The sequence below is a fragment of the Clostridium paridis genome (assembly GCF_016765615.1).
GTDB classification, from domain to species: domain Bacteria; phylum Bacillota; class Clostridia; order Clostridiales; family Clostridiaceae; genus Clostridium_T; species Clostridium_T paridis.
Map to the genome: position 1 here is coordinate 441,621 of NZ_JAESWA010000022.1, position 14,744 is coordinate 456,364.

14 protein-coding genes are annotated in these 14,744 nt (G+C 30.2%); 7 read left to right on the forward strand and 7 right to left on the reverse strand.

All coding sequences use genetic code 11. The features are described from left to right. Positions 1 to 21 precede the first annotated feature (21 nt). Genes JK634_RS09915 through JK634_RS09925 form a run of 3 tightly spaced genes read left to right on the forward strand, consistent with a single transcriptional unit; the run spans position 22 to position 3,038 of the window. On the forward strand, positions 22 to 1,377 hold the full coding sequence (locus JK634_RS09915) for a MurT ligase domain-containing protein (protein WP_202767490.1): 1,356 nt from the start codon (positions 22 to 24) through the stop codon (positions 1,375 to 1,377). A 12-nt stretch (positions 1,378 to 1,389) separates the two neighbouring features. Further along, complete coding sequence (locus JK634_RS09920; protein ID WP_202767491.1) at positions 1,390 to 2,115, forward strand: type 1 glutamine amidotransferase; 726 nt, start codon at positions 1,390 to 1,392, stop codon at positions 2,113 to 2,115. Positions 2,116 to 2,135: 20 nt separating this feature from the next. Next, positions 2,136 to 3,038, forward strand: a complete 903-nt coding sequence (locus tag JK634_RS09925; RefSeq protein ID WP_202767492.1) for a DMT family transporter — start codon at positions 2,136 to 2,138, stop codon at positions 3,036 to 3,038. A gap of 22 nt (positions 3,039 to 3,060) precedes the next feature. Here the strand turns inward: JK634_RS09925 and JK634_RS09930 are convergent, their stop codons facing one another. After that, the gene (locus tag JK634_RS09930) at positions 3,061 to 3,672 is read right to left on the reverse strand and encodes an NUDIX hydrolase (protein ID WP_202767493.1); all 612 of its coding nucleotides are present in this window, start codon (positions 3,670 to 3,672) and stop codon (positions 3,061 to 3,063) included. A gap of 136 nt (positions 3,673 to 3,808) precedes the next feature. On the opposite strand from JK634_RS09930, the gene JK634_RS09935 reads away from it, so the two are divergent. Further along, complete coding sequence (locus JK634_RS09935; RefSeq protein WP_202767494.1) at positions 3,809 to 5,068, forward strand: D-alanyl-D-alanine carboxypeptidase family protein; 1,260 nt, start codon at positions 3,809 to 3,811, stop codon at positions 5,066 to 5,068. A 49-nt stretch (positions 5,069 to 5,117) separates the two neighbouring features. Here the strand turns inward: JK634_RS09935 and ppaX are convergent, their stop codons facing one another. Further along, positions 5,118 to 5,771: a pyrophosphatase PpaX gene (ppaX, locus tag JK634_RS09940; protein ID WP_202767495.1), complete on the reverse strand. Its 654-nt coding sequence runs from the start codon at positions 5,769 to 5,771 to the stop codon at positions 5,118 to 5,120. A 222-nt stretch (positions 5,772 to 5,993) separates the two neighbouring features. Beyond that, entirely contained in the window at positions 5,994 to 6,167 is a 174-nt protein-coding gene (locus JK634_RS09945) for an aspartyl-phosphate phosphatase Spo0E family protein (RefSeq protein ID WP_202767496.1), read from the reverse strand. A 153-nt stretch (positions 6,168 to 6,320) separates the two neighbouring features. Between JK634_RS09945 and JK634_RS09950 the strand changes: the two genes are divergently transcribed. Together JK634_RS09950 and JK634_RS09955 are read left to right on the forward strand one after the other, a co-directional pair. Further along, a complete protein-coding gene (locus JK634_RS09950) occupies positions 6,321 to 7,241 on the forward strand; it encodes a phosphatase domain-containing putative toxin (RefSeq protein ID WP_202767497.1) in 921 nt (306 codons plus the stop codon). 4 nt (positions 7,242 to 7,245) lie between these two features. Then, on the forward strand, positions 7,246 to 8,910 hold the full coding sequence (locus tag JK634_RS09955; RefSeq protein WP_338031225.1) for a GxGYxYP domain-containing protein: 1,665 nt from the start codon (positions 7,246 to 7,248) through the stop codon (positions 8,908 to 8,910). Here JK634_RS09955 and JK634_RS09960 read toward each other — a convergent pair. From JK634_RS09960 to JK634_RS09975, 4 genes are all read right to left on the reverse strand, one after another. Continuing rightward, positions 8,853 to 9,683 (reverse strand): carbohydrate ABC transporter permease, encoded by an 831-nt coding sequence (locus tag JK634_RS09960; protein WP_202767498.1) that lies wholly within the window; start codon positions 9,681 to 9,683, stop codon positions 8,853 to 8,855. The two genes, JK634_RS09955 and JK634_RS09960, sit on opposite strands and share 58 nt — an antisense overlap. Beyond that, entirely contained in the window at positions 9,683 to 10,546 is an 864-nt protein-coding gene (locus JK634_RS09965; RefSeq protein ID WP_202767499.1) for a carbohydrate ABC transporter permease, read from the reverse strand. The genes JK634_RS09960 and JK634_RS09965 overlap by 1 nt, the downstream gene beginning before the upstream one ends. Before the next feature lie 87 nt (positions 10,547 to 10,633). After that, positions 10,634 to 11,938: an ABC transporter substrate-binding protein gene (locus JK634_RS09970; protein ID WP_202767500.1), complete on the reverse strand. Its 1,305-nt coding sequence runs from the start codon at positions 11,936 to 11,938 to the stop codon at positions 10,634 to 10,636. Positions 11,939 to 12,247: 309 nt separating this feature from the next. Beyond that, positions 12,248 to 12,475, reverse strand: coding sequence for a TIGR04540 family protein (locus tag JK634_RS09975; RefSeq protein ID WP_202767501.1), 228 nt, complete (start codon positions 12,473 to 12,475; stop codon positions 12,248 to 12,250). A 197-nt stretch (positions 12,476 to 12,672) separates the two neighbouring features. On the opposite strand from JK634_RS09975, the gene JK634_RS09980 reads away from it, so the two are divergent. Further along, complete coding sequence (locus tag JK634_RS09980; protein ID WP_202767502.1) at positions 12,673 to 14,718, forward strand: penicillin-binding transpeptidase domain-containing protein; 2,046 nt, start codon at positions 12,673 to 12,675, stop codon at positions 14,716 to 14,718. The last annotated feature ends 26 nt before the right edge of the window (positions 14,719 to 14,744 follow it).

Below are 14,744 nucleotides of genomic sequence, written 5' to 3' on the forward strand. Positions count from 1 at the left end.
AAGTTACATAATTTTAAGGTGGTGGACAAAATTAGTATTAAATCTTTTTTAAGTATAATCGCAGGAAAAATAACTATATTTTTATCAAGACATTTATTTAAAGGTGGTAGTAACTTTCCTGGAAAAGTTGCCTTAAAACTTGATAAAAAGATTTTAAAAAAAGTTTCAGAAAACTATAAAGTAATTTTAGTAACAGGTACAAATGGTAAAACTACAACTACCTCAATGATAGCAAATAGTTTGAAGAATAATGGATTAGATATAATTACTAATGCAACAGGAGCAAATCTTCATACAGGTATCGTAGCTTGTTTCGTTGAAAATTATAAATTCTTCTCTAAACTTCAAAGATATGCTGTTATTGAAGTGGACGAGGCTAACTTAAAGTTTATTACGGAAGATATTGTTCCAGAAATTATTACAATTACTAATTTGTTTAGAGATCAATTAGATAGATATGGTGAAGTTTATACAACTTTAGAAAAGATATTAGAAGGTATTAAAAAAGTACCTGAGACAAAGCTTATTTTAAATGGTGACGAATCACTGCTTGGTGGATTAAAGCTTAAAAACCCTATGTATTATTACGGATTTAACACTTCAATTAATGATAATAAAGAAATTGAAATTAATGCTGATGCTAAGTTCTGCAAGTTTTGTAAAACTCCTTACTCCTATAACTTTATAACATATAATCACTTAGGTGATTATTATTGCGAAGGATGTGGGTTTAAGAGAGATGAATTAAAATACTACGTTGATAATATAATTGACTTAACTCCAGAAAGTTCAAGTGTAACTATTAATGGAAGAGCATTAAATATTAACCAAGCTGGTGTTTATAATATTTATAATGCACTTTGCTCATATGCAATATCAAAAGAATTAGCCCTTGAGGAAGACAAAATTATCGAATCCTTAGAGAAGCAATCTTCTAGTTTTGGAAGACAAGAAATACTTTCAATTGAAGATAAAAAGGTTAAAATAATTCTTGTCAAAAATCCTGCAGGGTTTAATCAAGCAATTGATACACTCTGCTTAAATAAGGAATCTTTTTCAACAGCCTTTTTACTAAATGATAATTATGCTGATGGAAGAGACGTATCTTGGATTTGGGACGTAGATTTTGAAAAGCTTAAGGATTTGCCTATACAAGATGTATTTATATCCGGAATAAGAATGTATGATATGGCTATTAGACTTAAAATTGCTGGGTTAAACAAGAATTCTTTTATAATTAAGCAAGAGTATAAGGATTTAACTGATTCAATTATTAATAGCGAGAATAATACTGTATATGTACTAGCAACTTATACTGCAATGATTAACTATAGAAAATATCTTCACTCAAAAGGATATATAAAGGAACTATGGTAGGAGGAATTTTAAATGGAAATAAATATATGTCATTTATATCCTGATTTATTAAATGTTTATGGAGATTTAGGAAATATACTTGTGCTTAAATATAGATCTGAACAAAGGGGAATAAAAGTCAATATTACTAACTTGTCACTTGGTGATAAATTTAATAGAAACGACTTTGACATTGTATTCTTTGGTGGTGGACAGGACTATGAACAGTCTATTGTATCTGATGATTTAAAATTAAATAAAGGATATGAACTACAAGAATATATTGAACGCGGTAAAGTATTTCTTGCAATTTGCGGAGGTTATCAACTTTTGGGTAAGTATTACACTTCTCCAAAAGGAGAAAAACTTGAGGGATTAAATATATTAGATTTATATACTACAGGAGGAAGCACTAGATTTATAGGAAATACCATGATAAAAAATGAAGATTTTAACGAAACCTATGTTGGTTTTGAAAATCATTCAGGAAGAACTTACTTAGGAGATGATTTGAAACCTCTAGGAAAATGTATAGTTGGTTATGGTAATAATGGTGAAGATGGAAATGAAGGATGCATATATAAAAATACTTATGGAACCTATTTCCATGGACCCTTTCTTACAAAAAATCCTGAATTTGCAGATAGATTAATTCAAACTGCTTTAGCAAACAAAGGATATGATTATACACTTGCTCCTATTGATGATACCTTAGAACTTAATGCTAAGGAATCTGTAATTAATACCTTAAGCAAATAACAACTTGAAGGGATATAACTATGAAAATTAATAATAAAGTATACAGTGTGTCTTTATTACTAGTTGCAGCTTTTTGGGGATTTGGATTTGTAGCTTCTAAAGAAGCTTTAAACTCCTTTCCCCCTTTTGTTTTAACTTCTATAAGATTTACTGTTTCTGGATTAATTCTACTTATAATCTTTATAAAACGCATTAAAAACTTAACACTAAAATCCCTCGGTTCGGGAATATTACTTGGATTTTTTCTTTTTTTAGGATTTTCAACTCAAACTGTTGGTTTGGTTTATACAACTGCATCTAAAAATGCATTTATAACAGGATTAAATGTTATAATTGTACCTTTTTTGGCTTGGATAATATTTAAGGACAAGCTAGAAAAATTTTCAGTATTTTCAGCAGTGCTTGCTTTTCTAGGTATTTTCCTATTAACTTGGGACGGTTCTTCACTTTTATTTAATTTTGGAGATACACTTACCTTGTTTTGCGCATTATTTTTTGCTATGCATATCACTTTTGTTGGTGTATTTTCAAAAAAGTATGACCCTATTTTGCTAACTATAATTCAATTTTTAGTAACTGGGATTTTAGCTTTAATTTGTTCTATTAAATATGAAAATGTATCTGATATAAATATAAATAACTCTTTAGTTTCATTAGGCTATTTAACTTTTGTTTCGACTTTATTAGCATTCCTAATGCAAAACATTGCTCAAAAGCACACCAAACCATCACAAGCTGCATTAATACTATGTACTGAATCTTTATTTGGTCCATTGTTTTCTTCTTTAGTCTTGAAAGAAACATTAACTATTCAAATGATATTTGGCGGAGCAATCTTATTTCTATCAATAATAATTTGTGAAACTAAGCTTTCATTTTTACATTTACTTTTTAGAAAAGAAAATTCTAATAGTCGTATTTAATATATACTCACTTAAAAGGGGATTATTTATCCCCTTTTATTATTTTAATAAATTCATAAATAATCCTAGCAGTATGTCCCCATACTACTACATCCCCATATTTATAAAAATGTGTAGCATATTTAATTTTTGAAAAATTATATTCCTTCCCTCCTCTTATTAAATGGAATGGGAATTCTTCTCCTCTTTCTACCTTAAGTTCATCTTCATGAATCAAGGGTGTGTTATTAATAAAAAACTCGAGTGGAATTTTTATCATTGAATCCACCTCATCTCTATTAAAATCTTCAGTTAAGCTCTTGAGTCTTCCTACATAGGGATACATTATAAGAGAAAATGGTGTAACTAAGTAATCCATTTGACCAATAATTTCAATATCTGATTCTTTTACGCAAAGCTCCTCCATGAGTTCTCTTACAGCAGCCTCCTTTGGATTTTCTCCTGGCTCAATCTTCCCTCCAGGTAAACAAATATCCCCTGGCTGATGTTTTAGTTTTAAAGAACGCCTTTCAAAAATTATATATGTTATTCCTTCTTCCTCATATAATGGTATAACAACGGAACTTCTCTTATATTTTCCTATTTTTCTTGGTTTTCTATCTTTAAATTTCTCTTCAATTTGTTTACAATTCATTATCAAATCTCCTTATAACAGGTTTTATAGTTGTTATTATACTACAATGATGGTATACTTATTAAGGCTAAAAAGGATTACAACTAAATTATTTTAGTTATAAAAAATTATATGAGAAGATTTGGAGAGATGTATTTTGAAACGTAGAACTTTATTATCAACACTTGCAATTACTTTATCCTTAACATTTATATCTCCTTTCGCACTAAAGACTCAAGCAGCTGAAAAATCCTCAGCACCTTCTGTCGCTGCGAAAGCTGCTATTACTATAGATTATGAAACTGGTGAAATTATTTACGCAAAAGATGTAGATGCAAAAAAGTATCCAGCTAGTACTACAAAACTTATGACTTCTTTACTTTTTGCTGAGAATAAAACTAAAAATGACACTATAGACTATACAGAAGAGGCAAAGAAACAGCCTGCATATTCATTAAATACTAATATGCAACCTATCCCTGTAGGTGGAACTATGACTGCTGACGATGTTATGAAGGCCCTTCTACTTTATTCTGCTAATGATTCAGCTTACATGATTGCTGATGCTGTTGGTGGAGATTCTAAAGGCTTTGCAGACATGATGAATAAAAAAGCTCAAGAACTTAATATGAAGGATACCCATTTTGTTACACCTAATGGATTACATGATGAAGATCATTACACTACTGCGTATGACCTTTCAACCTTAGGAAAAGCTGCTTACCATAATGATTGGGTAAGAGAAATAATGGGAACAGACAAAGCAACTATAACCATAAACAAAACTGCTACTTTCAATGTAGAAAATAGAAATGAAAATTTAGGAAAAGATGGTTGTATTGGTGGTAAAACTGGCTATACTCAACAAGCTGGTAGATGCTTAGTTGCTCTTTACGAAAGAAATGGAAGAAAAATAATTGGAGTTGTACTTGACTCAACAAAGGACGAGCATAGTACACAAGTTTTCAAAGATATGAAATCTATAATTGACTATAGTTATGATGCTACTCAAAAGACGCTACTTAAAGCAGGCTCTGAAGTTGGTAAAGTTTCTCTAGATTATAAAGCTTTCAAGTTCTTTGGACCAAAGAAGACTCTAGAAGTTCCTGTAACTTTAGATAAAGATGTCACAGCATATTCAAATTATGTAAATGATAAAGAAGGTAAAGTTACTATAAACACAGAAGGGAAAGATGCTTGGTCTCTTGCATCAAATAAAGCTACTAAACTAAGCTTTTCAGTAAGGGAGTATAAAGCAGATTACACTGGAAGTGTAAATGTAAAACTAACTCAGTTATTAAAAGCTAACATAGTATTATACGTAATTACTTTAGTAGGAATAGTTGTAATTTTAACTCTAGTTTATCTAATTGCAACTGCAAGAAAAAGATCTAGACGTAGAAGAAGAAGATATTAAAAACTTTTAATATATAAACCGCAAATACAAATGTATTTGCGGTTTGTTTTTATGCTATATTTTCTTTTAACTCTTTCAAAATTTCAATTACATCCATTGGCTTTTCTATAAAATAGTCTGGTGAGGCTTGTCTAAGTTCTTCTAATGGAATCGCCGTATATTTTACACCAATCGTCTTACATCCAGCCCCTTTGCCACATAAAATATCATATGTAGCATCTCCTACCATGATAGCCTCACTTGGCTTAATATTTAAAATTTCACAAGCCTTTAAAGCAGGCTCTGCATCTGGCTTATGTTTTTCAGTTGATTCAGGTGTTATTATTACATCCATTAAATTTAAAATTCCTGATATCTCCATACCTCTTTTTGCAAGAGAAGCCCTTTTAGATGTTACTATTCCAGTTTTTATACCCATATTCTTTAGCTGAATTAGCATTTCCTTCACGCCTTCAAAAGCATTGCACATATTATCATGATTACTTTCGTTATAATCTCTATAAGTTTTAACTAAATCATCAACTCTTTCCTCTGAATATTGTCCTAAGGTCTGAACTAATGGTCTTCCAAATAACATTGCTATTTCCTCCTCTGGAGGTTCAATATCTAATATTTCTTTAAATGCCTTTTTAAAGGAATCCATAATAAGTTTATTGGTATCAATAAGTGTACCGTCTAAATCGAATAATACTGCTCTAATCATAACTTCACTCCTTACTTTAATTCTAAGTCTATGATAATATGTTTAATTAAAATAGGCAAGTATAGGGTTTTTTATAGGAAACTTAACTTATACTTGTTTGAAAATGTCGGCTTCTAGACATTTCCAGACATGTATAAGTTAATAGTTGAACTTAAAACCCTATAATAGAGTTTTTTGTGAAGGAGATGGTACAAATACCACCTCCCCCATTTTCACTTCTTTTTAATCATCATCAGCTTGTCGTATGATAGCCTCATAATCATTTAGTTTGCTATCTAGCAGCTGACTTACTTCAACCAACTCTGGATCAAAGATCTCTTCTTTTTCGTCAAGAAGATTATTCATTCGACTTCTTAAATCTTCTATTTCCATTAGAACTTCTTCCAGATTTGACATAATACCCCACCTCCTTCAATAAAACATTATACTATCTGGAGTATTTTGTCAGTTTATGGTGTCTGAAATATTTTTTATAAATTCGTATAAAATATATCAAAATTATAAAAACTTATTGTGATAAACTAAATATTTATATAACGAGGTATACAAATGATGAGAAAAATATTTAAATCCAGCACTTTAATATTGATGATTTTAATTCTTGTAATAGCTAGCCCTATTAATGCTTTAGCTAGTGCAAATACCGATGTTCAAGCTCAAGATGATGAAGTTCATCTTGTCTTAGATGCTCTTAATTCCTCAAATCTTCCTAAACACTTCCGTAAAACTACAGATAAAATTGATATCAAGGATAGTAAAATTCTTAATTTAAATGGATTAGATGCTTTAAATATTTCAGGAAGCTCACAATTTACAGAATACTCATTAAAGACACTAAAAGAAGCCTTAGATACTAAAAAGAAAATAGTAGTTATAGACCTAAGGGAAGAATCTCACGGCTTTATTGATGGAAATGCTATCAGCTTTAAAAACAAATATAATAATGCAAATCATGGATTAACAAGGAAAGAGGTTATAGCTAAAGAGAAGAAAGACTTGAAAGGTATTCCTAAGAATGAATTTGTAACATTCTATAATAAACCTCAAACCACATTAACCCCCAATAAGATATATAACGAAGAAAAGTTGGTTAACAGTCTTGGTATGAAGTATAAGAGAATTCCAGTTACCGATGGCAGTATTCCTACAAATGATACAGTAGATTATTTTGTTAAAGAAATTAATTCACTTTCTAAGGATAAGTGGATTCATTTCCATTGCAAAGAAGGTATTGGTAGAACTACAACATTCATGATAATGTTCGATTCCATGAAAAACTATAAAGATGTTAAACTTGAAGATATCATAAAAAGGCAAATAATTCTCTCTGGAATTTCAACAGAAAGCATTCAAAGTTTCTATACAGAAAGACGCATAAATTTTCTAACTACCTTTTATGAGTATTGCTCAGAAAATGGTGATAAATATAAAGTAAAATTTTCAGATTGGGCAAAGGAAAAAGGGTATTGATATTATGAAAAGGAAAAGAACGTTAATAATATTAGTTATCTTAATTTTAATGAATTCAAGTTCAGTTCTAGCTTTTTCAAATATTCCAAAGTATTCTTTAAAAAATCCTAAAAAACCAAAATATCTTTATGTATTATCTCAGAATGATATGACAGAAGCTGAGCAAGTTATGATTTCAACTTTGCAGGGATTAATTTCTACTCATTCTTCAAGACAAATATATACAATTAACTCGAACCAACCAGATTATAATATATGGCTAGATGACTTGAAAGATAATTACAATGTAAATTACGAAATGGTAGCTAATCCATGGAGTATGATAGATGTTTTTAAAGATTATATTAAAGGATATGTTTTATATTCTAAAGCAACGCCTTCTGACCCTTCAATTAATAACGCTTGCACTTTAGCTGCTTTAAAATCCTCTCTAGCTATAGATGAATCTATAGAGGATAAAATTAAAGACTTGGGAATAACAACTGTTATTGGTGATTGTAGAAATACTGATAAGTTTTGGGCATATGATAACTTATGGAATAAGTTAAAAAACCATTCCTTGGTTATAGAATTATCCCCTGCACATTCTAGTGCTCTAAGAGATTATGCAATTATGACAAAATCTTTAGTTTTCTATGAAGATGATGTTAATGATTTTAAACTAAGAGAAAAAGTTTTTGGTTCCATGGATTCTAATTCTATTTGCCTTGGATGGGGGCCAGATGAATATAAAAATGTAAATATTGCTTCAAAGTATGGTGTTGGAATGATTGCCGCAGATTGGTCCTATAATTTATCTGTTCTTAGCTCATTTCCATCTAATCCATTAAATCAGAAAAACCAAGCAGTTCCTACAGAGGCAAATGTTCATTATGTGACTTTTATAATGTCAGATGGAGATAATCAGCAATGGAATCTAGGGAGTAACTATACTTCACCAAAGTGGTATGGATCAAAGTTTAGAGGAAAATTTAGTATGGGCTGGAGCATGACTCCTTCTTTATATTACCTAGCCCCTACTGTTCTTAATAAATATTATAGTTCCGCAACAAGTTTAGACAATTTCATCGTCTCTCCTTCTGGAAATTCATATATTTATCCAAGCAAATTTCCTTCTAACGCACTAGATAAATATTTAGAGGATTTAAATTCCTATATGGGAAAAGTTGATGAAAAGTATATAGCTGTTATCGATGATTGGGCTTTCAACAAAACAAGTTTATGGGATAAATTCACAATCAAACCTAATATTGAAGGGATTTTTTATTTAAATTATTCTAAGCATGATGATTATAAGGGCAAGATTTTATGGTCACATGAAAAGCCTATTGTCTCCTGTAGAAACTTACTTTGGAGTGGCCTTGAAGATGAAACGGAGTTAATTAATTCCGTTGAAAACTCCGTAAAAAATGGTGAAATAGATATAAATAATGAAAGTGCCTATACATTTGTATATGTTCATGCTTGGAGTAAAGATATGAGCAATATAAGCAACGTGGTTGAAAGACTTAATAAGTTACCTAACGTTCGAATTGTTACACCAGACTCATTTATGAAATTAATTAAGCAAAATGTATTGCAAAGTAAAAAGAACAGTAATAACTGTTCTTTTTACTTTATACTTCCTGCAGTTATAGATTTTATTATATGTTTTTGTGCTAGGAAATAGAAAATTATTACTGGTATAATGACTAAAATAAGCCCAGCTAAAGCTAAATTCCACTGTTTTGTATATTCTCCAAAGAAAAAGAATGTTTTAAGTGGTATGGTAAGAGTGTTTGGCTTATTAATAACTAGTGAAGGAAGTAAGTAATCATTCCATATCCATACAGTATTTAAAATTGCAACAGTTATTGTCATAGGTTTTAATAATGGAAAAATTATATACCAAAAAGTCTTGAATTTATTACAGCCATCAATTGTAGCGGCCTCATCTAATTCTTTAGGAATACTTTTTAAGAATCCATGATACAAGAATATTGATAATGATGAGCCAAAGCCAACATACATAAATATAATTCCAGCAACATTAAGAAAATGTATCTTTCCCATAACCCTTATTAAGGGAAGCATAACAGCTTGGAAAGGAATTATCATAGATGCAATAAATAATGTAAAAATAAATCCGCTTAACTTACTTTTTGTCCTTTCAAGCATCCATGCAGCCATAGATGAAAATACTACAATTAAAACAACACTTACAATTGTTATAAACAATGAGTGAGCTAAAGATGAAATAAAATCTAATCTTTGGAATGCTTCTTTAAAATTATCAAACGTTACTGAATGTGGTATGGATAATGTATTCTCAAACAATTGCTTTTTGGATTTAAAAGCATTGATAATTATAATATAAAAAGGTGATAAAAATAATACTCCTATTAAGCAACTAATTATTGTTATAAGAATATAGGAAATACGTAGCTTCTTCTTTGATTTCATTACATCTCCACCTCGCTTTTCTTCGAAAAGTATAGTTGAATTAAGGATACTCCTCCAACTATCACAAAGAATATTACCGCTTTTGCCTGGGCAACTCCCATTAAATTAAATTGAAAAGCAGTATTAAATATGTTCATTGCCAACATTTCGGTGGCTTTTGCAGGGCCACCAGCTGTTAAAGATAGGTTTTGATCATATAGCTTAAAGGAATTGGCTAATGTTAGAAAAACACTTACTGTAAAAGCTGGTCTTACTAATGGGAAAATTATATTCTTTACTTTTTGAAATAAGTTAGCTCCATCAATCTCAGCTGCTTCTAATAATTCAGTAGGTATATTTTGAAGCGATGCTACATAAATAACCATTAAGTATCCAGCCATTTGCCATGCCATTAAAATAACTAGGCCATATAAACCTGTCTTTCCATCAGATAACCATCCTAGGAGCCATTGCTGCCCAAAAGCTTTTCCAATTCCAGAAAAAACTTGGGTAAAAATAAATTGCCATATAAATCCTAAGATTAATCCACCAATTAAATTTGGCATAAAAAATACAGTTCTAAGTATGTTACATATTTTAGATTCTCTTGTCACTAACAATGCAAGTCCAAATCCCAGCGCATTTAATACTATTATAGATAAAACAGTAAATTTAAAAGTAAACCAAAATGATTGCTTAAATGTTGGATCTTTAAATACATTTACGTAATTTTGTATCCCTATTAGCTTTACATCTGAATTTATACCATTCCAATCTGTAAAGGAATAATATATTCCGATAACTAACGGAATTAATTGAACTACTATATACGCCAAAAGAATTGGTCCTACAAAACCCCAAAATGAAAAATTCCGTTTTCTCATCTAATCACCCCTATTTAGAACTATTTATTTAAATAATCCTGGATATCCTTAAAGGAAGTCCAGGATTATTAAATTTAATGTATTATTCTATTTCCTAGCATTTTGCCATTCAGTTTTAGCATTGTTAACTAATGTATCCCAGTTGATTTCTCCTGAAATGAATTTTTGAATGTCAGCTCCTAATTTATTTTGTCCCCATCCTGTAGGATATCCCATAAATACCCAAGGCATAGTCTTTCCATCTTTTGAATAGCTTATTATATCCTTTGATAAAGGATCTGCTGGTTGTAGATTATCAGCATCATATCCCTTAAGTGCAGGTATAAACTTAAAATCATGTACTATCATGTCTTTACCCTTATCGGAAGTATATAACCAATTTAAAAAATCTTTAGCTGCTTTTTTAGTTGCATCATCTTTACTACTATTTACGGACCAATACATTGGTACACCTACTGGAATAGAACCTTCCTTAACACCATCTATAGGCATAGGTAGTATTCCTACATTTTGTGCTAAATCTTTATCAACACCTTCAATGCTTCCATAAACCCAATTTCCTTGTTGAATAATTGCAACTTTTCCTAAGGAGAATTTTTGCTCAACTTGTGTTGAATAATCTACACTATTAATAGATTTATCAGTTCCATCTGGTTTATATGCATATTTAATCTGTAAATCTAATAATTTCTTCATTCCATCATTGTATTTAAAATCTAAAGTCTTAGAATTAAATGCTGCTACTCCATCCTTAAATTCATTTGAGAATGCAACATTTGATAAATGTAACCCTGTTACCCAAGTTTCTTTTCCTGGAAGTGCAAATACAGATTCTAAGCCTAAGTCTCCTTTCTTAGAATCTAATGTTTGAACTGCCTTATTTAGATCCCCATAAGTTTTTATTGAAGAAGGGTCTATTCCAGCCTTCTTAAATACATTTTTGTTATATATAAATCCATAACCTTCTAGATCAAAAGGCATTCCTAATATTTTACCATCCATTGTGACAGCGCCTAAAGTTCCATCATAAGCTTGTGAAACCCAAGATTCTTTAGATAAATCCTCTAGCTTGTCCTTCCAATCAAGAGCATCCTGAGGACCGCCAATATTATAAATTGCTGGCTCTTCACCAGATGCGAATTTTGATCTTAATGCTGCACCATAATCTTGTCCACCACCAACAGTTTGAATATTAATGGTAACGTTTTTATTTTCATCCATATAAGTTTTGGCTGCTTTTTCAAGAGCATCTTTTGCTTCAACTTTAAATTGAAATATGTCCAAAGTGACCTTTTTATCATTAGTAGTTTGAGAACTACCGCAACCAACAAGTATTCCCATAGAAACAGTAAGAGTACACGCCATAGCTAAAAGCTTTTTTATTTTTTTCATGATATCCCCCATTTACTAATTATTAAGTTGGTGCAAACGCTTGCACAACTTTAATTTAATTATATATCCCTTGCCAATGTTTGTCAATTAACATTATGGTTATTTTTAGAATTTTTCTATGCATGCTAATTAAAATCCCCATATAATTATTATATTGATATGTTTTTATTATATTCTTTCTTTGTGTTTTCATTCTTAATAAGTAAAAATTACGCAAGCGATTGCATTTGTAAAATCCTATTAATTTAATAAAATATAAAACGCTATATACTAGCATTTTAACTAGTATATAGCGTCATCATCTCATAATTACTTGTTGTATATTTTATTCACTATTTCTACTCTTGATTCACCTAGAACATTTGAAATTTGTAATGCAATTATTCCATTTTTATATACTCTTTCTCCATTTGCATTAATTACTTTTGTTAACTTTTGTTCTAGTTGATCATAAGTCACTAAATCCTCCAAATATGCATCTACAGAATCCTTTATAACTGTGGCTAATTCTTTTGGGTTCTTATAAACTGCTCTCATTATGTACTCCTTCTAACTATATCTTTTTATTATATTTTTAACATATTTATAATATTATAATATGCTTTTCGTTATCTTTCTATATTCATTTACAAATTTCTTTAAAATATTCATATATTAAGGCTACTTTTTTGTTTATTAACTTTTTTTTCTATTTGTGTTAATATTATTATATTGAATATTATGGAGGTAGCGTTATGAAAGTATTAAAAAAATGTTTCATTTATTGTTTCTTAGCAATAATACCAATTTTTATTTTTGGTTGCTCAAAAACAGAAACACCTACTGATGCATTTAATAAATTTAATGATAATCTAAATAACAAAGATTATAAAGCATTATATGCCATGTTAGATGATTCTTCTAAAGAATATATAAATGAAAAAGATTTTATAGACAAATATACCAGCATTTATGGTAGTTTAGATGCTTCAGATATAAAATTGAGTGCTAAAAATTTATCTGAGTCTAATAAGAGTAAATCATCTGAGCTTGACATTCCTTTTTCTCTAACAATGAATAGTGGGTTTGGGAAAATTGATATTTCAGATTATACTCTTAACCTAATAAAAACTAAGGATAAAGAAAATCCGTGGAAAGTTAAATGGAGTGAAAAGTTACTATTCCCTCAGATGGAGAAAGGTGAAAAAATTAAAATTCAAAGGATTCCTGCTAACAGAGGTGAATTAACTGATAGAAATAATGTTAAACTTGCTTATAATGGTAGTGTAGCTGCATTAGGAATACATCCCAGAAAATTTATTCCAACTAAGGATTCCAGTGTACAAGCCTTAGCTTCAATATTAGATTTAACTCCTGATTTTATTGCAGGCAAGATTAAAGATGCTGATAGTAAATTAGACGAATTTATTCCATTAGTAAATGTATCTCTAAATGATAAAGATAAGCTACAAAAGGCTATTGAAATTCCTGGGGTTAAATATATGGAGGTTCCCTCAAGAGTATACACTGGAGGCGAATCAATCGGCTCTTTAATTGGATATGTTGCTCCTATTACCGCTGAAGAATTAGATAAAAATAAAGGAAAAGGATATGGCAATTCTAGTGTCATAGGCAAATCAGGCTTAGAGCAAGTTTTTGAGCCAAGACTTAAAGGGCAAGATGGACTTAAGCTATATATTACTAGAAAAGTTGATAATAAAGATTCTGAAGTCATAATCACAAAAAAGGACGCAACCCCTGGGGAAAATATAAAACTCTCCATAGACTTAGCTTTACAACAAAAAGTTTATAGTGAACTTAGTGGTCAAAAAGGTGCATGTTCATCTATAAATCCTAAAACTGGGGAAGTTCTCTCATTAGTAAGTTCACCTTCCTATGATCCAAATATATTTACAACTTATAAAACAGAAACAATAAAAAAGCAATTTGATACATCTTGGAGTGATATGTCAAATAATAGATTTAATAATACTTACGCACCTGGCTCTATTTTTAAATTAGTGACTGCTGCAATAGGATTAGATGATGGAGTTATAAATCCAGATGAGACTTTAGATATAAAAGGTACTGAATGGCAAAAAGACAGTTCCTGGGGTGGTAAGAAGATAACCACTACTGTTGGTTCTGATAAGCCAATTAACCTTAAAGATGCTCTTATAAGTTCTAATAATATATATTTTGCACAGCAGGCCTTAAAAATAAAAGCTGACAAATTTATTGAAGGAGCTAAGGCCTTTGGAATAGGTGAAGAAATTCCTTTTTCATACCCTCTTTCAAAAAACCAAATTTCAAATGATAATACAATAAAAAGTGAGGAACTTTTAGCTGATACTGGTTATGGGCAAGGAGAACTTTTAATCTCTCCACTTCAAGCTTCACTTATTTATAGTTCTTTAGCAAATGATGGCAACATTATGACTCCAATTCTAGAATTAAGTGATAAAAATCCTCAAAAGGTTTGGAAAGAAAATGTTATAAAAAAAGAAAATATAAATATTTTAAAAGAAGATTTAATCTCAGTAGTAAATAGCCCTACTGCTACTGCTAACCTAGCAAAAATTGACGGAGTAAATATAGGTGGAAAGACAGGAACTGCGGAAATTAAAAAGACTCAAGATGATACAAATGGTACCGAAAATTCTTGGTTTGTAGGAATGAATATGGACAATCCTAAACTTGTAGTTGCCATGATGATGGAGGATACAAAATCCATAGGAGGTACTAAATATCTTGTGCCTAAAGTAAAAAATATCCTTAGTTACTCTATAGCGTCAAATTAGTAATCTTACACTTTTTAATAGAAGTC